Here is a 26,749-nt window from a genome sequence, read left to right on the forward strand (position 1 = left end):
GGGACAAGTCTGACGCCTCGCCCCGCCCGAGCGCTCCCCCACGTGGCTCGGCACACAGCCACCGCCGGCCCGCGCGGACCGGCCAGGGCACCGGGCCGGGCCGGACGGGCCGGCCCGCGCGCCCGGCCGGTAGCGTGGTCGCGTGCGGGAGACCACGACGGTACGGCGGACGGTGCGGCTGCGACCGGTCCGCCCGGCCGGCTGGTGGTTCGACGCCGCGCTGCTGGTCGCGCTCGTCGGGCTGACCGTGGCGCTCGCCACCGACCGGCTCTTCGGAATCGACCGGGCGGTCGCCGACTGGTCGGCCGCGCACCGGCCGGCGGTCGCGCACTGGACCGCGGTGGTGCTCAACTACCTCGGTCAGGGCACGCCGTTGACGCTGATCGCGCTGGGGCTCGGGGTGCTGCTGGCGGTCCGGCTCAGATCGGTGCGGCCGGTGCTGCCGCCGGTGCTCGCGTTCGTGTTCACCTACCTGACCATCGGCCCGCTCAAGGTGTGGACGGCCCGACCGGCGCCGAGCGCCAGCGTCAAGGAACCGTTCCTGCCGCCGGAGCGGACGCTGCCGCTCTTCCAGGACGACCTGCCGGTCCGGTTCGCCCAGTCGTATCCGTCCGGGCACGTCGCCAACGCCATCGTCTGGTACGGCGTGATCGCCCTGCTGCTCGCCCCGCTGCTGCGCGGCTACGGGCGTGCCATGCCGCCCCGGCTGGTCACCGTGATCCGGGTGGTGCCGCCGCTGGTCGTGCTCTGCACCACCACGTACCTGGGTTGGCACTGGCTGACCGACTCGGTGGCCGGGCTGCTGCTGGGCCTGCTGCTGGACCGGCTGCTGCACCGGGTGCCCTGGGACGACCTGCCGTTGCCCGGCGCGCTGCGCGCCTGGGACCGTCCGTTCACCTCCGTCACCTAACCTGCCCGACGTGAACCAACTGGCACGCCGGCTGGGCGTACCCGACGCGGTGGTGATCGGGCTGGGCTCGATGCTCGGCGCGGGCGTCTTCGTGGTCTTCGCACCCGCCGCGGCCGCCGCCGGCGGGGCCGGGCTGCTGGCGGCGCTGGCGCTGGCCGGCTTCATCGCGTTCTGCAACGCGACCAGTTCGGCCCGGCTGGCCGCCCGCTACCCCGAGTCCGGCGGCACCTACGTCTACGGGCGGGAGCGGCTCGGCCCGTTCGCCGGCTTCCTCGCCGGCTGGGGGTTCGTGGTCGGCAAGACGGCGAGCTGCGCGGCGATGGCGCTGACCATCGGGGCGTATCTCTGGCCGGGGCAGGCCCGGCCGGTGGCGGTCGCGGCGGTGCTGGCGGTGACCGCTGTCAACCTGCGCGGCATCGGCAAGACCGCGACCGCGACGAAGGTCCTGGTCGGGCTGGTGCTGGCGGTGCTGGCCCTGGTCGCGGTCACCGGCGTGCCCGACGTCTCGGCGGACCGGCTCGGCGCGGCCGGCGGCTCGGCCGGGGGCGTGCTCACCGCCGCCGGTCTGCTCTTCTTCGCCTTCGCCGGGTACGCCCGGATCGCCACCCTCGGCGAGGAGGTCCGCGAACCGGAGCGGACCATCCCCCGGGCCGTGCCGCTCGCCCTCGGCCTGGTGCTGGCGATCTACCTGGTGCTGGCCGTGGTCGCGGTCGGCGTGCTCGGCGCCGACCGGCTGGCCGCCTCCGCCGCGCCGCTGGCCGACGTGGTGACCGCCGCCGGGCTGCCCGGCCTGGCCTGGGTGGTCCGGGCCGGGGCGACGGTCGCGGTGACCGGCGTGCTGCTCTCCCTGCTCGCCGGGGTGGGCCGTACCGCGCTGGCGATGGCCCGCCGCCACGACCTGCCCGGCGCGCTGGCCACCGTGCACCCGGTACGCCAGGTGCCGCACCGCGCCGAGCTGGCGGTGGCCGCGGTGGTGATCCTGGTCGTCGCGCTCGGCGACGTACGCGACGCGATCGGCTTCTCCAGCTGCACCGTGCTCGTCTACTACGCGATCACCAACGCCGCCGCGCTGACCCTGGGCCGCGACCCGGCCCGCAGGCTGCCGGTCCAGGTGCTGGCGGCGCTGGGGCTGATCGGCTGCCTGCTGCTCGCGGTCAACCTGCCGCTGTCCAGCGTGCTGGCCGGCTTCGCCGTGCTCGCCGTCGGCGCCGCCTGGTACGCCCTCCGCCCCCGCCGCTGAGCCCGACGACTCCGCGGGTTGGACGTCGGGTCGCCACTGCTCGCGGCACCGGGCTGGGTCAGGCCGGCTGGCCGGTGCCGTCCGGGTGCCGGGCCGACCCGCCGTCGTCCGGCACCGGACCGGTCGGCGGGCCACCGTTGCCGGCCGGCGGCGCCGAGACCGGCCCGGGCCGATCCGCGGGCTGCCCGGGCAGGACACCGCCACCGCTCGGTGGGACGTTCGGCGCACCGGGCGTCGGCGGGCTGGCGGCGCGGGGCAGGGCAGCCGACCGGGACGTCGGCACCGGCCGGGCCGGCGGGGCCGGGGGTGCGCACTGCCGGGTCAGCCAGTCCAGGCCGGCCCGGCGGGCCACCACGGTGAGCCGGTCGCCGGCGAAGATCACCTGGCGGGGGTCGAGGTCCCGCCAGCTCGTCCGACCACCACCGGCCGGGGTACGGGCGATCAACCGCACCTGCCCGTCCCGCGAGGCGGCGCTGAGCGGCCGGCCGTCCAACTCGGACCCGGCGGCGACCGGCACCTCGGCCACCGGCAGAGCGTGCCGGCCGACCGGGATGGTGACGATCACCGCGCGTTCGGTCAGCGCGCCGGTGAACGCCGGGGCGGCCAGGTAGGAGACCGAGCGGGAGACGCCGATGCCGAACGCCTCCTCCACCCGCTCGGCGAAGTCGCCGTCGAAGAGCCGCAGCACCACCCGCAGATCCTCGCGGACGTCCCGGGCGGCGAGCGCCGCCTCCAGGTTGGCCACGTCGTCGGTGGAGACCACCACCAGCGCCTGGCAGTCGCGGATCGCCGCGGCCTCCAGCGTCTCCGGCAGCGCGGCGTCGCCGACGATCAGCGGCACCTCGAGCTGCCGGGCCAGGGTGGCCCCGCGCGGCTCCGGGTTCTTGTCGATCGCCACCACCTCGACGTCGTACTCGCGCAGCTGCGCCATCACCCGGGTGCCCACGTTGCCGAGGCCGACCACCACCACGTGCTCGGAGTGCTCGCTCTGCAACCGGCCGGTGTGCAGGGCCAGCCGGGCGTTGACGATCCCGTCCACCACCACGGCCGTGATCAGCGGGATCAACGCCAGGCCGGCGAGGTTCAGCACCACCTGCATGACCTGGGCGTCCGGCGGCTTGGTGGTGTCCGGGTCGGCGCCGCTGAGCGTGGTGACCAGGGTGAGGTAGATCGCCTCCAACTGCGACACGTCCTCGGCCCGGGAGATCAACGCGCCGAGCACCGCGATCAACCCGAGCACCAGCATCACCGCGATACCGATCTTGCGGGTGGCGAAGCCGCGGATCGCGCGGACGGTGACCGCTACCGGCCGCCGCCGGCGGCGGGCCCGGACCAGCCGCCGGGCGGCCACCTCGGTGCCGGGCGGCTGCCCGGTGGCCTCGGCGAGCACCAGGTCGGCGGTGGTCTGGTCGGCGGGGAGCAGCCGGACCCGCTGTGGATCGCTCAGGTCGGCCAGCCCGCAGACCACGTCCTGCTCGCGTACGTCGGCGCGGCGGGCCACCCGCAGCGTGCGGTCGCGGTGCTGGAAGTGGGTGGGGTCGACCTCGCCGAGCGCCGCGGCGACGAACGCCGGGGCGGCCATCTCGGCGTCGGAGAGCACCTCGACCCGGGCCTTGAGCAGGGTACGGACCCCGTCGGCCAGGGTGTTGTTGAACATCCGCAGCACCTGGCGGACCTCGTCGTCGACCGCCTGGGCGCAGAGTGCCGCGTGCAGGTTGCCGACGTCGTCCTGGTGCAGCAGGGCCAGCCCGCTCGCCCCGGCCAGGCCGGCGGCCTGGAACGTCGGCACGTCGAGCCGGTCGGAGCGGACCACCCGCACCCCGCGCAGGCCGGCCACGTCGGGCCCGTCCACCCGGTAGCGCTCCGGCACCACCACGGTGACCCGGGCGCCACCGGCCGGCAGTTCCGTCTCCAGCAACGCCTTGGCGACGTAGTAGGCCAGTGCGTCCCGCCCGCAGATCACGTAGTGCGGTCGGGCATCACCGGTGGACCGGAGCCGCCAGTTCCACTCGACCGCCCGTCGCGCCCGATCCCGCCACGGCTCCCCCATGCCCGAATCGTAGTCAGCACCACCACACTGGGCGACCCCGTCCGGTTCGTACCGGCCAGGCATGCCGGTCCGGCCGGCGGGTAGAGCAGGCGGCATGCAGACGTTCCTCCCGTACCCGGACTTCCTGGCGAGCGCCCGCACGCTGGACCAGAAACGGCTGGGCAAGCAGCGGGTGGAGACGATCCAGGTGCTGCGCGGGCTGACCTGGCCGACGTACGGCTGGCGCAACCATCCCGCGGTGAAGATGTGGGCCGGGTACGAGGAGGCGCTGACCCGGTACGGGCTGGACATGTGCGCGGTCTGGTCCGAGCCGGGGCGGGCGGACACCTGCGCCGCCACCATGACCCGCGACCTCGCCGCCGCCTGCGGCATCGAGACGGTCCGGGCCCAGCCGGAGTTGGCCGCCGCCGGCGAGCTGCCGCCCTGGCTGGGTCGGGAGGACCTGCACCTGAGCCACCGCTCGTCGCTGGTCCGCAAGGATCCGGAGCACTACCGGCCGATCTTCGGCGACGTCCCGCCCGACCTGGAGTACGTCTGGCCGGCGTCGGACCGTCAGCGGCGCTGTCTGCTGCCGACCGAGCGCTGACCGGGCAGACTGGACACACCCACCGGCCGGGAGGTGTCCGTGTCGTTGTCGCAGTTGCTCGGCCGGTTCGTCGGCGTACGCCAGCACGTGGTGGACCCGGGCGGCGGTGGCGCCCCCCGCGTGCCGCAACCGGTGGACACCGTGGTGGTGGGCGGCGGCATCGCCGGCATGTCGGCGGCCGTGGTGCTCGCCGAGCGCGGCGTCACGGTGACCGTGCTGGAGGCGGCGCCGAACCTCGGCGGACGGCTCGGGGCCTGGCCGGAGGCGCTCGCCGACGGCGTCCAGCGGGTGGAGCACGGTTTCCACGCGTTCTTCCGGCAGTACTACAACTGGCGGGCCATCCTGCGCCGGGTCGATCCCGGTCTGAGCCTGCTCAAGCCGATCCCGGGCTATCCGATCCTGAGCCGGCGGTGGCCGACCGAGGAGTTCGGCGACCTGCCGCCCGCGCCGCCGCTGAACCTGCTGGCGCTGCTGCTGCGCAGCCCCAGCGTGCGCCTGGCCGACCTGCGCGGGATGGACCGGGACGCGGCGCTGCCGCTGCTCAGCTACGACCGGGCGGGCACCTACGCCGAGCTGGACACCACCACCGCCGACGACCTGCTCACCTCGCTGCGGCTGCCGGACCGGGCCCGGGCCATGCTCTTCGAGGTCTTCTCGCACTCGTTCTTCAACCACGAGGCGGAGATGTCCGCCGCCGAACTGGTCGCCCAGTTCCACTTCTACCTGCTCGGCAACCCGGAAGGGCTGGCCTTCGACTGCCCCGACGAGGACTACGCCACGGCGATCTGGGACCCGCTGACCCGGCACGTCGAGCGGCACGGCGGGCGGGTACGCACCGGCGTGGCGGCCACCGCGCTGCACCGGGAGGCCGACGGCTGGCGGGTGTCCACCGGCGATGGAGCGTCCTACCGCGCCGGGCACGTGGTGCTCGCGGTCGACCCGCCGGCGCTCGCCGCGCTGGTGGCGGCCTCCCCCGACCTGGCCCGGGTCGCGCCGGAACTGGTGGCCCGGATGCCCGGTTACGGCCGGCCCGGTCCGCCGTACGCGGTGGCCCGCTACTGGTGCGACGGGGACGTCGACGCCGGTCGGGCGGTGTTCAGCGGGGTGTCCCGGCAGCCCACGCTGGACTCGGTGACCCTCTACCACCGGCTGGAGAACGAGTCCCGGCGCTGGGCCGCGCGCACCGGCGGCTCGGTGCTGGAACTGCACGCGTACGCCTGCGAGCCGGACGTGCCGGCGGAGGTGCTGGCCGAGCGGATGCGCGGCGAACTGGCCGAGCTCTGGCCGGAGGCGGCCCGGTTGCGGGTCCGTGAGCTGCGGGCCCGGGTGGAGGCCCGGGCGCCGGCGTTCACCCCGGGCAGCAACGCCGGCCGGCCCGGCGTGCGCACCGACGCGGCCGGGCTCTACCTGGCCGGGGACGGGATCGCCACGGACTTCCCCAGCGCGCTGATGGAACGCGCCGCCGCGACCGGCATCGTCGCCGCGAACCACATCCTGCGGGCGGCGGGCGGCGCGGCCGAGCCGGTGTACTCGGTCCGCCCGCGCGGCCTGCTGGCCAGGCGCCGCTAGATCGAAATGCGTTGCCGCCCGCCACCGGGCGCGCCTACCGTGATCCGCGCAAGGTCAACCACCGCCACGGGAGCCCGTCATGTCGATGTCGCACGTCACGCGCGTGCGGTCGGTGCTGCCCGGCGGCGGTTGCCGAGCCGAAGACCACCGGGGCGGCCGGCCCGACTGACGCGTGCCCGACGTCGAGCCGCCCGTTCCGCAGCAACCGGACCGGGCGGCTCTGTCGTCGTCCGGGCCAGATGTCCGTCACCGTCTCGGAGGGAGATCCCGGTGGACGCCGTCCTCGTCATCAACGCCGACCTCGGCCCGCTGCACCGGGTCACCGTCCAGCACGCGATCCGGATGCTCTGCCGCCGGGTCGCCGAGATCCACGAGGCCGAGCCGGACCGGGTGATCGGGGTCTTCCCGGTTCCCCGGGTGGTGCGGCTGGTCCGGTACGTGGTGACCCGCTGGCGGTTCAGCGCCGGGCCGGCCTGGTCCCGCGCCGGGGTGTTACGCCGGGACGGCCGGTGCTGCGCGTACTGCGGCGGGCCGGCGAGCACCATCGACCACATCCTGCCCCGCTCCCGCGGCGGCCGGAACACCTGGAAGAACACCACCGCCGCCTGCTACCCGTGCAACCAGCGCAAGGGCGACCGGACGCCGGCCGAGGCGGGCATGCCGCTGCGGCGGGAGCCCGTGACGCCGAGCTGGGCGGCACTGGCCGTCCGCTGAGGGACCGGCCGGCGGGAACGGGGGGCCACGTCGGGAACGCCCCGGCGTGGCGCCCGCCGGCCCCGCCTCAGCGGCAGCGGCGCGCCCGCGGTCAGTGCCCGGGCCGTCGCCGATCGGGGGCGACGGCCGGCATGGCCGCCTCGCGGGCCCGCTCCTTCACCCGGGGCACCGGCCGGCCGTTGGCACAGCGAACAGTCACCACGCTCCGGTTCTCGGCGGAGACGAACTCGACCCGGATCTCCCGCGCCGGCCCCGGCTCGTACGCCTCGACCTGGTAGCCGGCGGCCGCCGTCACGCTGACCACCTCGATCATCTGACGGTCACAGGCGACCCTGACCACTCCGCCGCGCGCCGACACCGGCACCCCGGGTCTCCCGGTCGGCGACGGTCGGTCGGTGGTCGGGGCCGGCCGGCTCCGGGTCGGGGCGGGCGGGGCCGGCACGGCGGTGGTTGCCGGGGCGGAGGTCGCCCGGCCGGTCGGCGGCCTCGGCTCGGCTTCCTCCGGGGCGTCGGCGGTGACCGGCAACCCGACGGCGGCCGTACCGCTGGTGGTCGCGCCGCTCTGCGGTTGGCCGTCCGGTGCCGGCCGCACGGACGGGTCGCCGAGGGTGCCCGCGAGACCCACCGCGGCCACCACCGCGGTGCCCACGGCCAGTACGAGCCGCCCGCCGAGCCGGGTGGCCCGCCGACCGGGCTGACCGGTGCCCGCGGCGGGGGCACCCGGCGGGCGCAGCGTGGGCCGGTCCGCCCCGGACCGCTCCGGTGCCGGCTGGTCGGCAGCGACCGGGTCCGGCTCGGCCATCCGGACCACCGCCGCGGCGAGCACCCGGGCCACCTCGGCGGCCGGCGGCCGGTCCAGCGGGTCCTTGGCCACGCACCGCCGGTACAGCCGGTCCACCTCGGCCGGCACCCCGGCCACCGCCGGCAGCGGGCCCGGCTCGGCGTACGCGTGCGCGCGCAGCGTCCCGGTGTGGGTCGCCATCTGCCAGGGCAGCCGGCCGACGAGCACCCGGTGCAGGAGCAGCCCGAGCGCGTAGACGTCGGAGGCCGGCAGCACCTCGCCGGCGTCGAGCCGCTCCGGGGCGAGGTAGGCCGGGGTGCCGAGCAGCCGGCCCTCGAAGTCGATCTCCGGCGCGCCGGCGACCGCCGCGATGCCGAAGTCGAGCACCTTCGCCCCGGTCGGGGTGAGCATCACGTTGCCCGGCTTGACGTCCCGGTGCACCAGGCCGAGGGCGTGCGCGGCCGCGAGGGCGGCCGCCACCTCGGCGCAGACCCGTAGGGCGGCCCGGGGCGGCAGCGGCCCGTCGGCGAGCCGCTGTTCGAGCGTACGGCCGGTGAGCAGCTCCATGACCACGAACGGGACCTGCTCGCCCGCCAGCGACGACTCGCCGTAGTCGTAGACGTTGGTGACGTTCGGGTGGGACATCCGGGCCGCCGCCTTCGCCTCCGCCCGGATCCGCCGTCTGGCGACCGCGTCGGAGCCGACCAGCACCTTGACCGCCACGTCGCGCTCCAGCACCTCGTCGTGCGCCCGGTGGACCACGGACATGCCGCCCTCGCCGAGACGCTCACCGAGCCGGTAACGCCCGGCGAGCAACTGATCACGCTGCACGACGGACAGCCTGCCGTACCCGGCCGCCGGACACCAGCGGCCCACGAAACGTGTCCGATCGGCAGTGGCCACAAGGGGATTGGCCGTCCTCTGTGGACCGGCGCGGCCGGCCGGAGCGGCCGAGGGGGTCAGGTCCGGCCCGGTGGCGTCCAGCCGAAGCGCGGCGGGCGGCGCTCGACGAAGGCCGCCACGCCCTCGCGGGCCTCGCCGCTGTCCAGCACCTGCCGGTGCCACCAGGCGATCCGGTCCGCGTCCGCCCGGCCGTCGACGATCTCCTTGGCGGCGGTGACGGTGAGCCGCGAGCGGTCGGCGATCGCCGCGGTGAGCTCGTCCACCCGGCCGGTCAGCCGGTCGACCGGCAGCACCTCGTCGACCAGGCCGATCCGCAGCGCCCGTTCGGCGTCCACCAGCTCGGCGGTGAAGAGCAGGTGCTTGGCGGCGGACGGGCCGACCAGCCCGGCCAGCCGGCGGGTGGTCGGAGTCGGGTAGACCAGGCCGAGCCGGGCGGGCGGCACGCCGAACCGGGCGTCGGCGGCGGCGATCCGCAGGTCGCAGGCGACGGCGAGCTGGCAGCCGCCGCCCACACAGGCGCCCCGCACCGCCGCCACGGTCGGCTTGGCGAACGCCGCCAGCCGCTCCTCGGCGCGCACCGCGATGCTGGCGTCCCCGGCGGCCAGCAGCTCGTCCAGGTCGCCCAGGTCGGCACCGGCGCAGAAGGTGCCGTCGGCCCCGGTGAGCACCAGCGCCCGGACCGCCGGGTCGGCCTCCAGGTCGTCGAGGAGCACCGGCAGCTGCCGCCACATCGCCGGGGTCATCGCGTTGCGCCGCCCCGGGTTGTGGATCACCACGGTCGCCACCGGCCCGGTCACCTGGACCACGAGTTCCGCGTCCGCCACGTCCTGCCTCCCTCGTCCCGGTCCGGCTGACCATAACGGCGCGGGCCCGGCCGCCACCCGCGTGGGGTGGCCGCCGGGCCCGCCGTGGTCAGCCGGGCTGGCGTCGTCGCCGGGTCAGCTGACGTCGACCGCGGTGTCGTCGAGCACGAAGGAGGTCTGCAGCGACGCGTCCTCGGTGCCGGTGAACTTCAGGGTGACCGTCTGGCCGGCGTACGGGGCCAGTGAGAAGCTCTTCCGGTCGTACCCGGTGGCCCGGTCCAGGTTCGAGTACGTGGCCAGCGTCGCCAGCACCGTCCCGGTGGAGCCGATCACCTGCACCCGCAGCGTGTCGTACGCGGTGCCGATGTTGGTCTCCGCCGAGTCGATGTGCAGCCAGAAGCTGAAGTTGTACGACGTGCAGCCCGCCGGCAGGCTCACCGTCTGGGTGAGCGTGTCGGCGTGCGTGCTGCCGTAGCCACCCAGCCAGGCGCTCCAGCTGCCGCTGTGCGCGGGCTGCCGGGTGCCGTGCTGGCCGATCACGCCGGTGGTCTGGGCCCAGCCGGTGACGCCGGACTCGAAGCCCGGGTTGCCGAGCTGCTGCCCGGGGCTGGTGCAGCTGCCACCGGAACCGCGCACGGTCAGCGTGTAGCTGGTGCTCCGGGTGACCGAGCCGGCCCCGTTCACCCGCACGGTGTAGACGCCGGGCGGGGTCGCGGCCGTGGTGGTGATGGTGAGGGTGGACGAGCCGCCGGAGGTCACCGTGGCCGGGCTGAACGAGGCGGTCGCCCCGCTCGGCAGGCCGGTCGCCGACAGCGTCACGGGCTGCGCCGAGCCGCTGGTGGTCGTGGTGGCGACGGTGGTGGCGACGGAGCCGCCCGGGTCGACCGCGCCGGCGGTCGGCGACAGCGTGACGCCGAAGTCGCTGCCGGTGGAGCAGGTCGCGTCGTTGCCGGCCACGTTCACCGCGGTCCAGGCCGCCTGGACGGCCCGGTACTCGGTGGAGCAGCTGCCGTACAGGTCGGTCGCCGCCCGCAGGGTGTACGCCCGCGCGGTGTTCGCCGGGTTGGTGGGGTTGACGTACGACGTGTTGGAGGTGAAGTACACGTCCAGCGCCCGGAACCAGATCTTCGCCGCCTTGTCCCGGCCGATGCCGACCATCCCGGGCGCGCTGCCGCAGATCGGCGAGAAGCCGTACGCGGTGCTGCCGGTGCGCTCGGCCAGGTTGAAGAAGAAGTGGTTGGCCACCCCGGACGAGAAGTGCACGTCCTTGTTCTTGGTGGCGGTGGACCAGCAGCGGTCGGACCAGCCGTCCTGCGCCGGGTCGTACATGTACCGCAGCGGGGTGCCGTCGAGGTTGATGTTGATCTTCTCGCCGATCAGGTAGTCACCCGGGTCGGCCGTGGTGTTGGCGTAGAACTCCACCATGGTGCCGAAGATGTCGCTGCTGGCCTCGTTGAGGCCGCCGGACTCGCCGGCGTAGGTCAGGCCGCCGGGCACCACGTTGTCGGTCACACCGTGGGTCATCTCGTGCGCGGCCACGTCCAGTGAGACCAGCGGCGAGACGTTGGCGTAGCCGTCGCCGTACGTCATCCGGGCGCCGTCCCAGAAGGCGTTGTCGTAGTTCTGGCCGTAGTGCACCCGGCTGGGCACGCCGCGCCCGTCACCGAAGATGCCGTTGCGGCCGTGCACGTTCTTGAAGTAGTCGAACGTCTTCGCGGCGCCGAAGTGGGCGTCGATCGCGGCCGACTGCCGGTTGGCGTTGGCGCCGCTGCCCCAGGTGTTGTCCGCGTCGACGAACGCGGTGCACGTCGACGTGCCGTTGTTCATGTCGCACGTGGAGCCGTTGCCGTGCGCCGGGTCGATGAGCTGGTACACGCTGCCGGTCTGGGTGGTCTCAACGCTCACCGAGCCGGCGTAGAGGCTGTGGCCGGTGCCGGAGACCGACTCGATCTCGTCGTACGTGCCGATCAGCTTGCCGGTGGTGGCGTCGGTGACGACGTGCAGCCGGGACGGGGTCTGCCCGTCCGCGGCCCAGCCGCTGACCACGGTCTCCCAGGCCAGCCGGCCGGTACCGGAGCTGGCATCCACGAAGAGTTCCGGGGCGCCGACCGTGGTGACCTTCCCGGTGAACTGGGCACGGGCGGCCTTCTTCGCGGTCGCCGCGGAGACCTTGGCGGTGGTGCCGAGGGTCAGCGGGGCGGTCAGGCCGACCGAGGAGCCGGCGTAGCCGCCACCCGGGGCGGTGTGGATGACGAAGTCACCGCCGTGCACCCGCAGCCCCCGGTAGGTCCGGGTGTAGCGGACGTGCGCGCTGCCGTCGGCGTCCACCTTGGTGCGGTACACCTGGTAGGACTCGGCGCTGCCGCCCTGGACGGCACCCGGGTTCGCGCGCAGCGCGGCCGCCGCGCGAGCGGCCGGGTTCGGCACGGGCACGGGCGCGGGGGTGGGTGCCGCCGTCGCCGGGGTGGCGACGGTCAGCAGACCGCCGGCGAGCAGAGCCGCGCCGATGGCGGCAAGGGGTCTTCTCACGTGCCCTCCTGGGCGGGGGTGGTGTGACGTGCGTGGTCGCGGATGTGGACGCGGCGACGAGTAGATCAGAAAAGGGGCAGGCCGCGCCGCCCCGGACTCCGGCCGTGCCCGGGGAAACCCGGGTGATGGGAACCGCGCCGCGCCGCCACCCGTCCGACTGGCATGAGATCAGCCCCGTTGACCGGTGTCAAGATCGCGTTGGTCACCGTGCTGCTCACCGGCTGCTCGGCCGCCGAGCCCTCCCGCACCGACCAGACCCGCACCGGTGCCGCCACCCCGTCGGCCGTACCCACCACACCGGTCGCCCCGACCGGGACGGTCGCGCCGGCTCCGAGCGGGACGGTCGCGCCGGCTCCGACCGGGACGGTCGCCGCACCGACCGCCGGCCGGATCGTGCTCACCCGCAGCGGCGGCTTCGCGGGCCGGGGCGACACCGTCACGGTCGAGCCCGACGGCCGGTGGACGGCCGTCGACCGGGCCGGATCGCGGCGTACCGGGCGGCTGGACCAGGCCGACCTCGACCGGCTGCGCCGGCTGGTCGCCGACCCGCGGCTGCCCGCCGAAGCTGGCCGGGCCAACGTCGACACGGCGTGCCAGGACGCGTTCAGCTACCGGCTGACCGTCGACACCGTCGAGACCGGATACGTCGACTGCCCCGCCGACGGCGCCCTCCCCGAGGTCACCAGCGCCGTGGTGGCGTTGCTGACGCGGGCCACCGGCTGACCGGTGGTGGCATTGCTGACGCGGGCTACCGGCTGACCGGTGGTGGCATTGCTGACGCGGGCTACCGGCTGACCCGGCGGACCGCCACCGGCCTCGGCGGCGGTCGCCGCCCGGCGTGCGGGCCGGGTCCGCCGGTCGGTGTGCCTGGCCGGCGCCCTGTCGGCGCCGGCCAAGGCTCAGAACACGTAGTCGGCGGGCAGGCCGGTGGCGCGCAGGTCCGGCGGCAGGTGGGCGACGTCGTTGACCGCGATCAGGGTCGGCGGCACGCCGTCCCGGTAGCGGATCACCGTCAACCCGCAGTTGTGCGCGTTGAAGCCCAGCCAGCGCCGCTCCGGCGCGTCCAGTGCGTGCCGGACGAACCAGGCGATCAGGAACGTGTGGGTGACGATCAGGTCGCGTCGGTCGCCGTCGGCCGGCGCGGTGGCGAACCGGCGGAGGGCCGCCGCGGTCAGTCGCGGCCCGTCGGCCCGCTCGGCCGCGCTGAAGCCGGCCAGGAACCGGGCGTACGCCTCGGGCAGCCCGGCCGGGTCGGTGTCGTCCGGCAGGTGGTCGCCGACCTCGTCCGACGCGTGCACCCGGATCCCGGGCAGGGCGGCGGCGATCAGTTCGGCCGTCTGCGCGGCCCGGGGCAGCGGGCCGTGGTGCACGGCGTCGAACGGTACGCCGCGCAGCCGCTCGCCGAGCAGCGTCGCCTGCCGGCGGCCGCGGGCGGAGAGCCCGGTCTCCGGCGGGTCGACGCCCGGTGGGGTCTGCGGAGGGCGATCCTGCTCGCCGTGCCGGGCCAGGTAGAGCAGGCGGGTCGCCATCGCGGTCACCTCACACGGGTCGGGAGGCGCGACGGGCGCCGCGCCTCCCGATCATGACTGACACGGTCAGCCCGTCCGCAGGGCGCGTACCAGGGTCGCCGACATCCAGGCCCAGCCAACCACCGCGGCCGCCCCGAACCCGAGCATCGCCACCGGGTTGCCGGCGGAGACCATCAACGCCACCCAGGCCACCGCGAAGTACCCCCCGCTGGCGACGCTGTACGCCGCCCAGCCCCGCTCGCCCCGGCGGGCGAACCGGCGCCCGGCGACCAGGCAGGCCCCGATCAGCGCGGTGAAGGCCAGCACACCGGCGCCGAGGTGTGCCAGGCCGTGCCAACTCACCTCGCCCGGGCCGGCCGGCGTACCGGTCGGGAAGCCGTCCAGCGGGTCCGCCACGAAGACACCGGCGAGCACCATGCCCAGGCCGTACTGACCGACGAGCCAGGGCGCGGTACGCGGCCCGAGGCCGGGATGCGGCACCCGGCGCAGCGCGGCCGCCGCGCCCAGGCAGAGCAGGCCGGCGAGGACGAAGCTGCCGATCTGGATCCAGCCCAGGTCGCCGGTGCTCAGCACGCTCACCGGGTGCCGCCGGAAGTCGAAGCCGTCCCGGGTCAGGCCCTGCGCCAGGGCGGCGACCACCCAGAGCGGCCCGGCCAGCGCGCCGCCGGCCAGCAGCGCCCGGTCCCAGGTTGCCCGGTCCACCGGCCGGGCGCCGACGGTCAGCTCGCTCATCGGTCAGCCCTGCTCGTGCATCTGGCCGATGCGGATGTGGTTGCCGAACGGGTCACGGATGCCGAAGTCGATCCCGTACGGGCGGTCGGTCGGCTCGTCGGTGATGTCCACGCCCTTGGCGACCAGGTCCGCGTACGTCTTGTGGGCGTCGTCGGTGGTGAGGAAGAGGGAGCCGCCCATCGCGCCCTTGGTGAGCAGTTCCCGGACCTGCTCGGCGGTCTTCGGGTCCAGCCGCGGCGGGCCGGGGGTCTCCAGCAGGATCTCCCGCTGCCGGTCACCGGGGACGTTGACCGTCAGCCAGCGCATGAAGCCGAGGTCCGCGTCGGTGTGCACCTCCATGCCGAGCTTGCCGACGTAGAAGTCGAGGGCCTCGTTCTGGTCGAGGACGTAGATCTGGGAGCGGGTCAGTGCGTTCATCGTCATGCCAACGACCCTAGAAGACCGTCCTGACCTGCCGCTTATCCAAAACTGCTGGGTCTGGTCCAGGCCTTGGTGAAGCAGGTCGGCACCGCCGCCGCGGGCGCCACCCGCTTGCGGTACTCGGTGGGCGACTCGCCGACGATCTGTCGGAACGTCCGGCTGAACGTGCCCAGGCTGCCGAAGCCCACCGCGTAGCAGATGTCGGTGACGTCCCGGTCGGTCTGCAGCAGCAGGTACATCGCCCGCTCGACCCGCCGGCGCTGGAGGTAGCGGTGCGGGGTCTCGCCGAAGGTGGCCCGGAAGGTCCGGATGAAGTGCGCCTCCGACACGTGCGCGATCCGGGCCAGCGCGGGGATGTCCAGCGGCTTGTCGTACGACCGGTCCATGGCGTCCCGGGCGCGCAGCATCGCCCGGTTCGACTCCTCGACCGCGCGACTCACCGGACTCCCCTCGACGGGAGCCAGGATATGCCGCCGCCGCGCGGGTTTCCCGAGGTCGCCGCCGCCTTTCCGGGCCCACCGGCATTCGGCGAGGCGACAGCCGCTGCCGCGCGAGAACGCGGCCACGGTAGCGGCCGGGCTGGCACGGGCCGGCGGCGCGCGCGCTCGGGGTCAGCGCGGGTCGGCCGTCACTCCGGCTGCCAGCGGAGCCACCGCTGGTCGTGCTGGAAGCCCACCCGCTGGTAGAAGGGAATGGCCCGCTCCGTCGAGTGGACCGTGACCTGCTCCAACTCCAGCTTCGCCGCCTCGGCCAGCACGGCCTCCAGCAGGATCGCGCCGACCCCGGCGTCCCGCAGCTCCGGCACCACGTACACCGACTGGACGTCGCCACTGCGCCGGTGCCGCCGCACCGGCGTCGGCACCCGGTCGGCCACCATCAGCCAGGCCATGCCGACCACCTCGTTGTCCACCTCGGCGAGGAAGGACAGGTGGCTGGAGCTGTGCTCGGCCGCCCAGGCGGCGAACATCGCCAGGAAGTCGGCGCGGTCCGTCCCGGTGTAGCCGCGTTCCTCGGTGACCCTCCGCCACCGGAGGCCGGCCAACGCCGCGGCGTCCGCCGCGGTCCCGCTACGTACCGTCACCCGCATCCGACGTCCCCCATCCACCTCGACCGGTCGGGTCGCACCGTACCCGTTCCCGATCCGCGACCGTTGCCCTGGCCCGAGCGGCGGCTCCGGGCAATGCGGGCCGGGCACCCGTCGCGAACGGGTGCCCGGCCGGCTTGCGGGTGGCCCCCGCCGGCCCCTGACCGGCGGCTCAGGCGCACCTCCGGAGACGGACCGGTTGGCGTCGGTCGCCACGGTGCGCCGGGCGGACCGGCGGCGGGCGCGGAGCCGGCCCTGACCGGCGTCAGTCGTGCGCGTGCGGGTCGAAGCCCTCGGGTGCCCGGTCCAGGAAGGCACTGACCGAGCTGATCCGGCCGTCCGGGTCGAACGCCAGCACGTCGGTGCCGGCCGCGAAGGACTCCGCGCCGACCTGGATCTCCCAGCGCAGCCGGGCGCGGTCGTGGTGGATCTGGGGCTCCTCCCGGCCGCGGAACGCCACCGTGCCCATGTGCTGGGCGAACCGGTCCCGGAAGTCGATCAGCGCCTGCCGGCCGGCGAGGACGCCGACCGGGGCGTGGTACTCGATGTCGTCGGTGAAGGTCGTCGCGGCGAGGCGCTGCTGCTCCTCCGGCGTCCCGGCGTTCCAGAACCGCAGGTAGCGCTCGACGGTCGCCTCGTGCTGCCGCGACGGTGCGGTGGTCTCGGTCATGGCTGTTCCTTTCGTCCCGGTGGGTGGCACGGCGTCGGCCACACCTGAGACCCTGCGGCCGGGGACCGGTCCGCGTCGATTACCTGCGAGATCATTGCCCCGGGTACGCCGGCAGGTCAGGCTTGCCACATGACCAACACCGAACCGGTCGGGGTGCTGGTACGGCGCTGGCGGGAGCGCCGGGGCCGCTCACAGCTCGACGTGTCGCTCTCGGCCGAGCTGTCCGCCCGGCATCTGAGCTTCATCGAGACCGGGCGCGCCAACCCGAGCCGGAGCATGATCGAGCGGCTCTGCGACGAGCTCGACGTGCCGCTGCGCGAGCGCAACGCCTTCTACCTGGCCGCCGGGTTCGCGCCCGTGCACACCGAACGCGCGCTCACCGATCTCGGCGCGGCCCGGGCGGCCATCGACGCCGTACTCGCCGGCCACGAGCCCAACCCGGCGCTCGCCGTCAACGTCCGCTGGGAGCTGCTGACCGCCAACCGGGCCATGATGGCGTTCCTGCACGGCGTCCCGGAGGAGCTGCGCACACCCCCGGTCAACGTGCTGCGCGCGACACTGCACCCGGACGGCCTGTCCCGGCAGATCCGGAACCTCGCCCAGTGGCGTATCCAGTTGCTGCGCCGGGTGCGCCGGCAGCTCGCCCGCACCGCGGCGGAGGGCCTGGCGGAGCTGCTGGCCGAGCTGGCGGCGTACCCGGTGCCGCGGGAGCCCGCCGCGAGCACCGGCACCCGCCTGGTGGACGACCTGGTGATCCCGATGCGGCTGGCCACCGAGCACGGCGAGCTGGCCCTGCTCTACACGACGACGGTGTTCGGCTCGCCGCGGGACGTGACGCTCGACGAGATCTCCATCGAGACGTTCTTCCCGGCGAACCGCCAGACGGCGGAGATCCTCCGGAGCATGTCCGCGGCCTCGGGCGGATCGATGGCGGGCAGTCGGGCCTGACGGGCAGGTGTCGCCGGCCGGCCTTCCTAATGCGGTGCGGCCCCCACCGCGCACCGACCACCAACTCATCGTTCGGCCTTCCCTGCCGCCCGGTACTGGTTGGCCAGCTCGGTAGCGAGCCCGTCGAGCCAGGGCCGAGCGTCGGACCGGTTGATGTCGAACCGATGCCGAAGACGGAACGCCGCGAGGAAGGTCTCGGCGACGAGTACGTCCGCGGCCGGCACGCCGAGGCGTCGCACCAGGTGACGATGGACGCCCCGGGCGTGCCGGTCGATGATTGTCGAGAAGATGTCGGGATCCTGCGCGGACCAGGCGATTATTTCGGCGTCCGTCAATGCTCCGCCGTCGGCATCCTTCGTTCGCCCTCGCCGAAGTCGCATGGTAGGCCCCTCACCACAGCCGGGCTGGTACGGACGTCAAGCCGTCTGGCCGACTCGGTCGACGACGGCGACGGCCAACACGGCCGAGCCTCCCGCCGGCCCGCCCACACCGAGGAAGGTGTAGGTCTCGGGGTGGAAGACGAGCACGAGTTCGCCCGAGCCGTTCGTCGAGGGCCAGGTGATGCCGATGCCCGGCCGGCCCGCGGCGTCCTTGGCGGACGGCACGGCCTGCAGGTCCGGCATCGTCGCCGCGGCCTCGTAGAGCGCGGCCAGCGTCCGGGGGCGCAGGTAGCTGTCGGTGAGGTAGTAGAGGACGTCCTTGCCGAGGGCATTGGCGTCGCCGGTTTCCCCGCTGGCATTCTTCGCCAGGAAGGCCCGCATCGCGGCGGCGTCGGTGGGCAGGTCGGCGCGGTGGGCGGGCTCCGGGGTGCACCTCTCGGTCTCGCCCGGCACCACCAGGTTGCCCTTCACCGCCACCGCCCGCCCGTTCCGGCAGCCGGGAACGACCCACTTCGTACGGCCGGCGGCAGCGGTCTCGACGATCAGACCGTCCCGCGTCCCGTCCACCGACCTCCAGCTCTCCCGCAGCTCACTCCCCTCCTGGGAGCGGATGTAGACGAACTGGTCCGGCCGGGGATCGACATCGGGCGCCCGCAGCGCGGCGGTCGCCGCGTTCCGCAGCACCTGGGGGGCGTCGGCCCGGGCGGGTGGCGTGCTGCCACCGAGCTGGTCCGGTGCGAGCACCAGTACCGAAGCGATCGCCGCAGCCAGACCTGCCGCCGCCACCCCGCCGAGCACCAGCCGCCAGGCCGGCCGTCGCGAGCGGGGCGGCGTCGCCGGCAGGGTGGACGCCGCGGGTGCCGAAGGTTCCGCAGCCGTGGCGGCCATGGCGGCCGCCAGCCGGCCGCGGGCCGGCTTCAACCGCTCGGCTGCCGGCAGCCCGGTCTCGTCGCCGAGCTGCTGGAGAAGTCGCATCTCATCCATGTCCCAGTACCTCCTCGATCGCGCTGGCGGGTGCGCCGCCCAGCCGCTCACGGAGCAGCCTGCGGGCTCGGTTGAGTCGTGACCGCACGGTGCCGACCGGAATCGACAGTGCGGCGGCGACGTCCTCGTACCTGAGTTCCTCCCAGGCGATCAGCAGCAACACGTCGCGATCTCCGTCGGAGAGTTCGGCCAACGCCTCGAGAAGGGGCCGGCGTAGTGATTGCGCCGTCACCACGGTGGCGACCCGGTTGGCGTGCGACGCCTCGCTCGTCGCGGGCACGTACGCCTGCCGCAGCCGGTACTCGCGCTCCTCATCCCGCCGGTGCTGGCCGACGATCCTGGTGGCGATCCCGTACAGCCACGGCCGCGCGTCCGGATGGGTGGTGTCGAATCGGTCCCGGCGGCGGAAGGCCGCGAGGAACGTCTCCGCGACCAGGTCGTCCGCGGCCGGCACACCGAGGCGCCGCGCCAGGTAACGGTGGATGTGGGGCGCGTGCCGGTCGAAGATCGTCGAGAACGCCTCCGGGTCCCGCACGGAGCGATCGATGATCGCGGCGTCCGTCACCGCACCGACATCGGCATCCAACATGGGTCTGAGTTCTCTCACACAAGGCCCCTCGCGGAGTAGGGAAGCGACACCTGTTATCCGCACCCCGCGGCAGGACGGTTCACGGGAGGCCGCAACGATCACCTGACCGTCCTGGTCCGGCACCCGTGAGGTCCACGCCAACCTCGACGCGAAGCGTCAGGCGTTCGGCAGGCTCGACGGGTGGTCCTCGTGCCCCCCGAAGCCGTCGGCGTACTGTCAACCGGCGGGCAGGCGGCAGCGCCGTCGGGGACGTGCCTGGTGGAATTGGAGCCCCCGGCCGGGATCGAACCGGCGACATCTCGCTTACAAGCTCTGTGCATCGCGTCCGCACACGTCCGGGAACGGCTACACACTCGGAGCTTCGTCCGCGCCAGCGCTCATCAGCCTGCCGCCGTCCGGCGTCGTTGCTGTCAGCGTTGCTGTCGACAGCTATTCGGCCGGCAACCAAGGCCGCCCCCGGCCGGGGGGAGCTGGTCCTGGTCCCGACCGTCGCGGTCGCCCTACGGCGCGGCTCCCGCCTGTGGGGGTTCAGAGCTGCGAAGATCTATGGGGGGATCTGCGTTTCGGGGTGTCGGTGGCTTAGGGAAGGATGACGACCATGATCCTTCCTTCCGCCGCGATCGACACTGGCGCGCTGCGGAAGGCTCGCGGCGCCTTCTTCACCCCGGAGCCACTGGCGAGGCACATCACGGACTGGGCAGTCCGGTCGCCAGACGATCGGGTGTTGGAACCCTCATGCGGCGAAGCGGCATTCCTGCTCGCAGCCGTCGACCGGCTCGCCGCACTGCGCGGTCCCGGCACCCTCGCGCAGGGTACTGGCAGCCTTGACGGTGTCGAACTTCACGAGGCGTCCGCGCAGGCCGCCCGAGACTTGCTTCAACAGGCGGGCGTTACGTCAACCATACTGACGGCAGACTTTTTCACCGTCACCCCGAAGCCGCACTATGACGTCGTCATCGGCAATCCCCCTTACATTCGCTACCAGGACTTTGCGGGTGAGGCACGGAGGCGGTCGCGAGAGGTGTACTTGACGGCGGAGCGGAACTTCGATCTCTACGAGGCTGCCGACGGCCAGATCCGCCGCACCAGGAGCTAACAGTAGGCGAGCTCGGCATGGTCTTTGCCTTTCGAGCACGGTCCTTTCATCCCGATGTTTTGACGGAAGCCAAGCTCCGCCGACTGCCTCACTGGCGGAGCTTGACCCGTTCGTCCCGAAGGAATTACCGGCCGTCGATGAGCTGCGCCAACAGCACCGTGAGCTGTCTGCACGGTCCATCGGATTCTGTGGGCGTCCGGCGCTATCCGCACCCGTCGTCACCCAATTGGTCACCCAGGGCCCCGGCAAAGTCGTCAGGTGATGCCGAGTAGGGCGAGAGGGCGTGTGCTGTCGCGGGCGTGGTGGCGGTTGGCGGCGGCGATGTTGGTTATGCCGGCGGTGCGCAGGGCGCCGATCGCGGCGTTGCGTAGGGCAGCCATGACCTGAGGGCCAGTGCCGATGCGGGTCTGGGAACGGTCCTCGTCGTAGGTGACGTCCCGCACCCAGTGGATTTTGTTCTCGATGTTCCAGTGGCTGCGGATCCATGCGGCCAGTTGTGCGGGCTTGGCCTGGTGCAGGCGCAGGCTGGTGATCGCGTAGACGGTCTCGGTGGTGAAGCATCTGGGCTGGTCGAGACGTCGTCGGTGACGGCGGATCTGCAGCGCCTGCGCGGCGTACGGGAACTCTGAAGCAGTCATGCCCGCCCTGCTACCACCAGCAAGGGCGCGTCTACTCCAACCACCTCAAGCCAGACAGCCCACGACTTTGCCGGGCCCTGGCACCGCGGTTTCCGCGGCTCGTGGAGATTTTTTGCGGGTGCGGGCAACCTTTCGCCGGGGCTGGCCTGTATCTCCCGTGTGACCGGGTCGGAGGAGATGGAGTGCCGAGACAGCAGGAGTTCGATGAGTTTGTGGTGGCGCGCTCGCCTCGGTTGTTGCGTGTCGCGTTTCTGCTTACGCGGGATTGGGTGGCGGCTGAGGATCTGCTGCAGACTGCGCTATCGAAGGCATGGTTTGTGTGGAGCCGGATTGAGCCGAATCCGGAGCCTTACGTGCGGAAGATCATCGCGAATACGTATGTGTCGTGGTGGCGGCGTAGATGGAACGTCGAGGAGCCTATTGCGGAGCTGCCAGAGCGAACGGCTGTTGCATCGGATCAGTTCGCGGCCGTTGATGTTCGGGATGAGCTGTGGCAGTCCCTGGGACGATTACCGAAGCGGCAACGCCTTGTGCTGGTATTGCGGTATTTCGAGGATCTAAGTGAGGCCGAGACCGCGGAGGTTATGGGCTGCTCCGTTGGAACCGTCAAAAGTCAGGCATCCAGGGCGTTGGCGAAATTGCGCCTGGATGAATCGTTGGGAGTGATAGCATGAGTAGTTTACTGAGGGAAGTGTTCGAAGGCCGATCCGCTGGCGAACCCGTCGGGGTTAGCCGCCAGGCGCGGTCAGCCGCGGTGCAGCGCAGGATTGCCCGTGCCCGTGCTCGTCGTGCGGTTTCTGGTGGTGCGATGCTAGCAATTGCCGCGATGGCGGTGGGATCCCTGATCGTCAACGTCGGTGAGGCGCGGCCGGAACCTGATCGCCCTGCCGACGGTGGTGTCACCACCGCTTCCAGCCCAAACGGGAAGACGATCGAGGGCTTCCCGGAATATGTTAATGGCACGCGGGTGTTAGCCGCGGCGTCGGCCTCGCTTCCCGAGACGACGGCGAGTCTGACATTCGTGCCGACGACGCATGATTTGGTATTCATCTCCCGCTGCGATTCATCGGACATGTGGATCTATCTAACGTTTCCTAGCGGGGCTGAATCGCGTCCTTGCGGGTCCCCCAGTGAGGTGCCTTCCGAGGAGTCGCTATCATCCCTTGGTATTAAGGTGGGCGAATCGGTGACCGTCGTGTTCAAAGCGGATGGTGTTGGGCGTCCCAGCAAGGGGGAAGCGCCCGCCTCGTTGCCGGCGAGTGGAAGCATGGCGGTCGCTGTCGCCGAACAAGTCCCCTTTGACAAGTACCCGCTGCCTCCGAAACCTGCGACATTGCCGCCGCTGGTAACCGTGCCCGACGCCGACAACACCGTGCGGAATACGCCAGGGAACCCGCTCGCCCCACGCACTGTGAAGGTTGACTGGCAGCAAAAGCTAACCTTCTTCGCGCAGATGCAAACTCCTGGCATCCTCCGCGTCCTCGTTAACGGCCGCGAGGTTACCAAGTGCATGAAGTGGGACTACAGCGAAACATCCCCGAAGCCGAGCCAGACCGAGATCAACAATCAGTGCGTCGAAGAAATGATCCTCGGTGACACCGACAATCCGGGCAAGCCCGGAGATCACGTTGACGTCACCATCGAACCCCAGCATGTGACTGGTGACTGGGCTGTGAATATCACCGGCTAGCGGAGCCTCACTCATTCAGGCAGGTCACCTGCCGATGGATCGTCGCCGGCAAGGTACCCGTTTCCCCGCGAGCGAGCTAGCGCGCGATCGCACCGATTCCGCGACTTCATCGACCTGTTGAGCCCGGGTTATCTGCGGCATTTGTGTCGGCAACGGCTCGGGCTCAGCGGCAATCAAGGTTGAGCCTCGCAGGACCGATGCGTGCTGGAGTAACGAGAGGTGACGGCCGTAGCTGAGCAGTCTATGCGCATCTTAACGGCAACGAGCGCGGGCACCATCAACTGACGGTGCCGCACCTTATTTTAGGAGGTTCTGAGTGGAGTTATTGCAACGTCGCCGGTCGCTGCTGTTAGCAGCGGCGTTGATGGTTGGCCTACCACTGTTTGGGGTTGGGCCTGTGGTTCCTTCCTTGGCGGCGACCGAGGCTGCGCCTCCGTCGCCAGCGGCGAAGGTGAAGCCGGGTAGTGGGAGTCTTCGGATGGTGACCCTGGTCACTGGCGACACCGTCGAGGTCAGTGAGCAGGGTGGCCAGCAAGTCCCGAACGTGCGTCATGGTAAGGGTCGTGAGGCTGTTCGGTTCATGGTGTCTCAGGCGGGTGGTCGACTGTCTGTGGTGCCCAGTGATGCGATGGGTTTGCTGAGGCAGGGCAAGCTGGACCCGCGGTTGTTCGACGTGTCCACCCTGCTGGAATACGGCCACGACGATGGGAAGCGTCCGGATCTGCCGCTGCTGGTACAGGGTGTCAGCGCCGACAGTGTCGCGCCGCTGACCGATGATGCGGGTGGCCGGGTGACTCGAAAGCTGCCGAGTGTCGAAGCGGCGGCAGTGCGACAGCCGAAGAGATCGGCGGGCGCGTTTTGGGATTCCATGAGAAGCGGAAACGCCTTGCGGTCTGGCGTTAAGCGGATCTGGCTGGACGGTAAGCGTAAGGCGCTGCTGGACGCCAGTGTGCCGCAGGTCGGAGCGCCGCACGCGTGGCAGTCTGGGTTCACCGGTCGCGGTGTGAAGGTCGCAGTGCTCGACACTGGCATCGACGCTACTCACCCAGATTTCGCCGGCCGGCTCGGCGAGGTGCGCAACTTCAGCGACGCTCCTGACGCGAACGACACGGTTGGCCACGGGACGCATGTCGCCTCGACGATCGCTGGCACGGGGGCGGCGAGTGGCGGCCGATACAAGGGTGTTGCGCCGGAGGTCACCCTGCTGGTCGGCAAGGTGTGCGGCGGCGCGTGGTGTGACGAGTCGGCGATCCTGGCGGGTATGCAATGGGCCGCCGAGTCCGGTGCCGCGGTAGCGAACCTGTCTCTCGGTGGTGAAGACACGCCAGAGGTGGACCCGCTGGAGCAGGCGGTCAACGATCTCACCGCACAGTACGGCACCTTGTTCGTGGTCGCCGCCGGCAACGACGGCGAGAGCGGTGACGAGACCGTGGGCTCGCCCGGCAGCGCCGACGCGGCGTTGACCGTGGGTGCCGTCGACAAGTCTGACCAACTCGCGGCGTTTTCCAGTCGTGGCCCGCGGATCGGTGACGCCGCGTTGAAGCCGGAGATCACTGCCCCAGGGGTCGGTATCGTCGCCGCCAACGCTAAAGACGGCTACCTGGGTGAGCCGGGCGAAAGCTACACCATGCTCCAGGGCACCTCGATGGCCACCCCGCACGTCGCCGGCGCCGTCGCGATTCTCGCCCAGCAGCACCCAGACTGGGATGCCGACCAACTCAAGGCCGTCATGATCGGTACTGCGAAGACGCACCCCACCGTCGGTGCCTACGCCCAAGGCGGCGGACGAGTGGACGTCGCGCGGGCCGTCAGCCAGAACGGGTACGCCACACCGCCAACCATCTCCGCCGGGCTCGCCGCTTACCCCCACCACGACGACCCGCCCATCAACAAGACCATCACCTACCACAATCCCGGCAGCCAGCAGGTCACCTACCAGCTGAGCCTGCGCAGCCAGGCCCCAGACGGCCAGCCGGCACCAGCAGGCATGTTCACCACGTCCACCCAGACGGTCACCGTACCGGCGGGCGGGACCGCCACGGTCGACGTCACCGTGGACACCCGGGCGCAAACCCAGTACGGCCACCACTCGGCATGGCTGACCGCCACCGCCGGCGAAACCCAGGTAACCACACCGATCGCCGTCACCGTGGAGGAGGAGCGCTACAACCTCACCGTCAACCTCACCGACCGCAACGGAGCCCCCGCCACTAATTATTTCCTCAGATTCGTCGATATCGACGAGGTCAAGGACCGGGCAACGTTTTACGGCGGCAACGGGTCGGTAACGGTGCGGCTTCCCAGAGGTCGATACCAAGTGAGTGCTGCCGTGGAAACTGGGGATGACGAGCACACCAGCCTGCTAACCTGGCCGGACTATAACCTGACCGCAGGCGGCACGGTGGCCTTCGACGCCCGCGCCGCCAAAATCAACTCCATCACGCTTCCCGATCCTGAGGCCAAACTGGCAGTTGGCAGTGTCGGTTACAGCCAGGTCAGCGGAACCGGTCGAATGGATATCGGCGACTCCGTGCAAACGTCTAATCTGTCGAGGATGAGTAGCGCACAATTCGGTCCCGATGTTCCCGAGAACCGGATGTCCTCCTGGATTGCGGGGATGTGGGGCACCCCCGACAACAACGGCGACATGCGACATGGCCCTCGGGCGTACTACCTGACCTACTACGAATATGGCCACTTGCTGGGTGGGTTCTCCAAGAACGTACAGGCGGGGGAACTCGCCGCAATCAGGGTCGACTACCACAATGACAGCACCGCCAAATCGGGAGCCAAGGCCTGGTACTCCCAGCCCGCCGAGATGCTTATGGAATTCCCCGTCCTGCTAGGACGCGGAGATCTGCCAATGCAACTACCGTTCTCAAGGACCGAGTACCTGAACACCGACGGAGTCCGCTGGTTTGCTAGTCTCCACTACCCCGACGGTGCATACCTGGTGAGTGACGAGGCCACCTATCAGCCAGGCCGCGACTACCACGAGACCTGGAACGGCTCCGTGTTTGCCCCCAGATTCCCGTCCCCCGGCTATGTTCGGCACATGACTGGCCACACGGGTCCGGTTCGGGCGCACAACAATATCTGGATCCAAATTCCTATGCGATCTGATGGGGCCGGGCATGCCGGCGTTCCGGCAAAAACGAACACCGGGTGGACTCGCCTCTACCGCAACGGCGAGCAAGTCGGCGAGTACCACCTCCCAGGGTACGGATTATTCGAGGTGCCCCCGGACGAGGCCGACTACCGGTTGACGGTAAACGCCCGCGACAGCGGATCACACTACTCTACCGACGTGTCATGCATCTGGACCTTCCGCTCCAGCCACACCACCGAGCGGCAAGCGCTGCCGCTGATCACCGTAAGCTTCACTCCGAAAGTCGATCTAGAAAACCGGGCGGAAAGCGGACACTCCCAGATGGTGCCCGTAACTGTTCGCAACACTAACAATGAGCTCGTGTCGACCCAAAGCCTCACCGTCGAGGCCTCGTTCGACGACGGCCACAGTTGGAACCCAGTAGAGGTCGAATTGCAATCTACCGGTCAATGGCTGGCCAAAATCGACCACCCAACCGGCAAGGAATACGTCTCACTACGCACCACTGCCGAGGACAAACAAGGCAACACCGTCACACAGACAGTCATCCGGGCCTACGGCCTGACCTAGACTAGTCGCACCAAATGCGTCCATGATGAGGCGTCCCCGGCTGCAGCCGGGGACGCCTCACGCCAACAGATACCACAATTGGTGACCAATATTTTCGTCACCCCTAGCCCTACGCAACGCCGCGATCGGCGCCCTGCGCACCGCCGGCATAACCAACATCGCCGCCGCCAACCGCCACCACGCCCGCGACAGCACACGCCCTCTCGCCCTACTCGGCATCACCTG

The 26,749-nt window shown here is 71.6% G+C and carries 25 protein-coding genes; 11 read left to right on the top strand and 14 right to left on the bottom strand.

The window, feature by feature from the left end:
• The first annotated feature begins 172 nt into the window (after positions 1 to 172).
• The gene (locus tag GA0070609_RS26560) at positions 173 to 910 is read left to right on the top strand and encodes a phosphatase PAP2 family protein (RefSeq protein ID WP_172899554.1); all 738 of its coding nucleotides are present in this window, start codon (positions 173 to 175) and stop codon (positions 908 to 910) included.
• A 10-nt stretch (positions 911 to 920) separates the two neighbouring features.
• Positions 921 to 2,150, top strand: coding sequence for an APC family permease (locus tag GA0070609_RS26565; protein ID WP_088996318.1), 1,230 nt, complete (start codon positions 921 to 923; stop codon positions 2,148 to 2,150).
• A gap of 58 nt (positions 2,151 to 2,208) precedes the next feature.
• On the opposite strand, the gene GA0070609_RS26570 is transcribed toward GA0070609_RS26565, so the two are convergent.
• Positions 2,209 to 4,200, bottom strand: a complete 1,992-nt coding sequence (locus GA0070609_RS26570) for a potassium channel family protein (RefSeq protein WP_088996319.1) — start codon at positions 4,198 to 4,200, stop codon at positions 2,209 to 2,211.
• Positions 4,201 to 4,294: 94 nt separating this feature from the next.
• On the opposite strand from GA0070609_RS26570, the gene GA0070609_RS26575 reads away from it, so the two are divergent.
• The 3 genes from GA0070609_RS26575 (at position 4,295) to GA0070609_RS26585 (ending at position 7,069) form a co-directional block, all read left to right on the top strand.
• Positions 4,295 to 4,786 (top strand): MSMEG_6728 family protein, encoded by a 492-nt coding sequence (locus GA0070609_RS26575; protein WP_088996320.1) that lies wholly within the window; start codon positions 4,295 to 4,297, stop codon positions 4,784 to 4,786.
• Between the two features lie 39 nt (positions 4,787 to 4,825).
• Positions 4,826 to 6,355 carry an FAD-dependent oxidoreductase gene (locus GA0070609_RS26580; RefSeq protein ID WP_088997984.1) on the top strand — a complete coding sequence of 510 codons (1,530 nt, stop codon included), beginning with the start codon at positions 4,826 to 4,828 and terminating at the stop codon, positions 6,353 to 6,355.
• Positions 6,356 to 6,625: 270 nt separating this feature from the next.
• Positions 6,626 to 7,069 carry an HNH endonuclease gene (locus GA0070609_RS26585; protein WP_088996321.1) on the top strand — a complete coding sequence of 148 codons (444 nt, stop codon included), beginning with the start codon at positions 6,626 to 6,628 and terminating at the stop codon, positions 7,067 to 7,069.
• A 91-nt stretch (positions 7,070 to 7,160) separates the two neighbouring features.
• On the opposite strand, the gene GA0070609_RS33720 is transcribed toward GA0070609_RS26585, so the two are convergent.
• The 3 genes from GA0070609_RS33720 to GA0070609_RS26600 form a co-directional block, all read right to left on the bottom strand.
• Entirely contained in the window at positions 7,161 to 8,681 is a 1,521-nt protein-coding gene (locus tag GA0070609_RS33720; protein WP_088997985.1) for a serine/threonine-protein kinase, read from the bottom strand.
• A gap of 128 nt (positions 8,682 to 8,809) precedes the next feature.
• On the bottom strand, positions 8,810 to 9,577 hold the full coding sequence (locus GA0070609_RS26595; protein WP_088996322.1) for an enoyl-CoA hydratase/isomerase family protein: 768 nt from the start codon (positions 9,575 to 9,577) through the stop codon (positions 8,810 to 8,812).
• A 114-nt stretch (positions 9,578 to 9,691) separates the two neighbouring features.
• On the bottom strand, positions 9,692 to 12,085 hold the full coding sequence (locus GA0070609_RS26600) for a M4 family metallopeptidase (RefSeq protein ID WP_088996323.1): 2,394 nt from the start codon (positions 12,083 to 12,085) through the stop codon (positions 9,692 to 9,694).
• Between the two features lie 177 nt (positions 12,086 to 12,262).
• On the opposite strand from GA0070609_RS26600, the gene GA0070609_RS26605 reads away from it, so the two are divergent.
• Positions 12,263 to 12,808, top strand: coding sequence for a protealysin inhibitor emfourin (locus GA0070609_RS26605; RefSeq protein WP_088996324.1), 546 nt, complete (start codon positions 12,263 to 12,265; stop codon positions 12,806 to 12,808).
• 176 nt (positions 12,809 to 12,984) lie between these two features.
• On the opposite strand, the gene GA0070609_RS26610 is transcribed toward GA0070609_RS26605, so the two are convergent.
• From GA0070609_RS26610 to GA0070609_RS26635, 6 genes are all read right to left on the bottom strand, one after another.
• Positions 12,985 to 13,614 carry a histidine phosphatase family protein gene (locus GA0070609_RS26610; protein ID WP_088996325.1) on the bottom strand — a complete coding sequence of 210 codons (630 nt, stop codon included), beginning with the start codon at positions 13,612 to 13,614 and terminating at the stop codon, positions 12,985 to 12,987.
• A 66-nt stretch (positions 13,615 to 13,680) separates the two neighbouring features.
• Entirely contained in the window at positions 13,681 to 14,346 is a 666-nt protein-coding gene (locus tag GA0070609_RS26615) for a DUF998 domain-containing protein (protein WP_088996326.1), read from the bottom strand.
• A 3-nt stretch (positions 14,347 to 14,349) separates the two neighbouring features.
• A complete protein-coding gene (locus GA0070609_RS26620; protein ID WP_088996327.1) occupies positions 14,350 to 14,769 on the bottom strand; it encodes a VOC family protein in 420 nt (139 codons plus the stop codon).
• 35 nt (positions 14,770 to 14,804) lie between these two features.
• On the bottom strand, positions 14,805 to 15,206 hold the full coding sequence (locus tag GA0070609_RS26625) for a helix-turn-helix domain-containing protein (protein WP_172899412.1): 402 nt from the start codon (positions 15,204 to 15,206) through the stop codon (positions 14,805 to 14,807).
• Between the two features lie 188 nt (positions 15,207 to 15,394).
• Positions 15,395 to 15,853, bottom strand: a complete 459-nt coding sequence (locus GA0070609_RS26630; protein ID WP_088996328.1) for a GNAT family N-acetyltransferase — start codon at positions 15,851 to 15,853, stop codon at positions 15,395 to 15,397.
• Positions 15,854 to 16,115: 262 nt separating this feature from the next.
• Positions 16,116 to 16,520, bottom strand: coding sequence for a nuclear transport factor 2 family protein (locus GA0070609_RS26635; RefSeq protein ID WP_088996329.1), 405 nt, complete (start codon positions 16,518 to 16,520; stop codon positions 16,116 to 16,118).
• Positions 16,521 to 16,649: 129 nt separating this feature from the next.
• Between GA0070609_RS26635 and GA0070609_RS26640 the strand changes: the two genes are divergently transcribed.
• A complete protein-coding gene (locus GA0070609_RS26640; protein ID WP_088996330.1) occupies positions 16,650 to 17,468 on the top strand; it encodes a helix-turn-helix transcriptional regulator in 819 nt (272 codons plus the stop codon).
• Between the two features lie 65 nt (positions 17,469 to 17,533).
• Here GA0070609_RS26640 and GA0070609_RS26645 read toward each other — a convergent pair whose 3' ends face one another.
• From GA0070609_RS26645 to GA0070609_RS26655, 3 genes are all read right to left on the bottom strand, one after another.
• Positions 17,534 to 17,803, bottom strand: a complete 270-nt coding sequence (locus GA0070609_RS26645) for an RNA polymerase sigma factor (protein ID WP_231928423.1) — start codon at positions 17,801 to 17,803, stop codon at positions 17,534 to 17,536.
• Positions 17,804 to 17,884: 81 nt separating this feature from the next.
• Positions 17,885 to 18,832, bottom strand: a complete 948-nt coding sequence (locus GA0070609_RS26650) for a CU044_5270 family protein (RefSeq protein WP_088996332.1) — start codon at positions 18,830 to 18,832, stop codon at positions 17,885 to 17,887.
• Positions 18,825 to 19,421, bottom strand: a complete 597-nt coding sequence (locus GA0070609_RS26655; RefSeq protein ID WP_172899413.1) for an RNA polymerase sigma factor — start codon at positions 19,419 to 19,421, stop codon at positions 18,825 to 18,827. Before GA0070609_RS26655 ends, GA0070609_RS26650 begins: the two co-directional genes overlap by 8 nt.
• A gap of 598 nt (positions 19,422 to 20,019) precedes the next feature.
• Between GA0070609_RS26655 and GA0070609_RS26660 the strand changes: the two genes are divergently transcribed.
• Positions 20,020 to 20,517 carry an Eco57I restriction-modification methylase domain-containing protein gene (locus GA0070609_RS26660; RefSeq protein WP_157748303.1) on the top strand — a complete coding sequence of 166 codons (498 nt, stop codon included), beginning with the start codon at positions 20,020 to 20,022 and terminating at the stop codon, positions 20,515 to 20,517.
• A gap of 254 nt (positions 20,518 to 20,771) precedes the next feature.
• On the opposite strand, the gene GA0070609_RS26665 is transcribed toward GA0070609_RS26660, so the two are convergent.
• On the bottom strand, positions 20,772 to 21,155 hold the full coding sequence (locus GA0070609_RS26665; protein ID WP_231928424.1) for a transposase: 384 nt from the start codon (positions 21,153 to 21,155) through the stop codon (positions 20,772 to 20,774).
• 182 nt (positions 21,156 to 21,337) lie between these two features.
• Between GA0070609_RS26665 and GA0070609_RS26670 the strand changes: the two genes are divergently transcribed.
• The 3 genes from GA0070609_RS26670 (at position 21,338) to GA0070609_RS26680 (ending at position 26,524) form a co-directional block, all read left to right on the top strand.
• Positions 21,338 to 21,829 carry a SigE family RNA polymerase sigma factor gene (locus GA0070609_RS26670; RefSeq protein ID WP_088996334.1) on the top strand — a complete coding sequence of 164 codons (492 nt, stop codon included), beginning with the start codon at positions 21,338 to 21,340 and terminating at the stop codon, positions 21,827 to 21,829.
• A complete protein-coding gene (locus tag GA0070609_RS33425) occupies positions 21,826 to 22,845 on the top strand; it encodes a hypothetical protein (protein WP_157748304.1) in 1,020 nt (339 codons plus the stop codon). The genes GA0070609_RS26670 and GA0070609_RS33425 overlap by 4 nt, the downstream gene beginning before the upstream one ends.
• Positions 22,846 to 23,323: 478 nt before the next feature.
• Positions 23,324 to 26,524 carry a S8 family serine peptidase gene (locus GA0070609_RS26680; RefSeq protein WP_172899414.1) on the top strand — a complete coding sequence of 1,067 codons (3,201 nt, stop codon included), beginning with the start codon at positions 23,324 to 23,326 and terminating at the stop codon, positions 26,522 to 26,524.
• The last annotated feature ends 225 nt before the right edge of the window (positions 26,525 to 26,749 follow it).

Source organism: Micromonospora echinaurantiaca (genome assembly GCF_900090235.1).
Lineage (GTDB): Bacteria > Actinomycetota > Actinomycetes > Mycobacteriales > Micromonosporaceae > Micromonospora > Micromonospora echinaurantiaca.

Coding starts and splice junctions, on each gene's coding strand:
- GA0070609_RS26630 (WP_088996328.1), bottom strand. CDS start 15,853: ATGCGGGTGACGGTACGTAGCGGGACCGCGGCGGACGCCGCGGCGTTG.
- GA0070609_RS26680 (WP_172899414.1), top strand. CDS start 23,324: ATGGTGACCCTGGTCACTGGCGACACCGTCGAGGTCAGTGAGCAGGGT.
- GA0070609_RS26635 (WP_088996329.1), bottom strand. CDS start 16,520: ATGACCGAGACCACCGCACCGTCGCGGCAGCACGAGGCGACCGTCGAG.
- GA0070609_RS26610 (WP_088996325.1), bottom strand. CDS start 13,614: ATGGCGACCCGCCTGCTCTACCTGGCCCGGCACGGCGAGCAGGATCGC.
- GA0070609_RS26620 (WP_088996327.1), bottom strand. CDS start 14,769: ATGACGATGAACGCACTGACCCGCTCCCAGATCTACGTCCTCGACCAG.
- GA0070609_RS26615 (WP_088996326.1), bottom strand. CDS start 14,346: ATGAGCGAGCTGACCGTCGGCGCCCGGCCGGTGGACCGGGCAACCTGG.
- GA0070609_RS26660 (WP_157748303.1), top strand. CDS start 20,020: ATGATCCTTCCTTCCGCCGCGATCGACACTGGCGCGCTGCGGAAGGCT.
- GA0070609_RS26575 (WP_088996320.1), top strand. CDS start 4,295: ATGCAGACGTTCCTCCCGTACCCGGACTTCCTGGCGAGCGCCCGCACG.
- GA0070609_RS26665 (WP_231928424.1), bottom strand. CDS start 21,155: ATGACTGCTTCAGAGTTCCCGTACGCCGCGCAGGCGCTGCAGATCCGC.
- GA0070609_RS33425 (WP_157748304.1), top strand. CDS start 21,826: ATGAGTAGTTTACTGAGGGAAGTGTTCGAAGGCCGATCCGCTGGCGAA.
- GA0070609_RS26655 (WP_172899413.1), bottom strand. CDS start 19,421: ATGTTGGATGCCGATGTCGGTGCGGTGACGGACGCCGCGATCATCGAT.
- GA0070609_RS26570 (WP_088996319.1), bottom strand. CDS start 4,200: ATGGGGGAGCCGTGGCGGGATCGGGCGCGACGGGCGGTCGAGTGGAAC.
- GA0070609_RS26640 (WP_088996330.1), top strand. CDS start 16,650: ATGACCAACACCGAACCGGTCGGGGTGCTGGTACGGCGCTGGCGGGAG.
- GA0070609_RS26650 (WP_088996332.1), bottom strand. CDS start 18,832: ATGGATGAGATGCGACTTCTCCAGCAGCTCGGCGACGAGACCGGGCTG.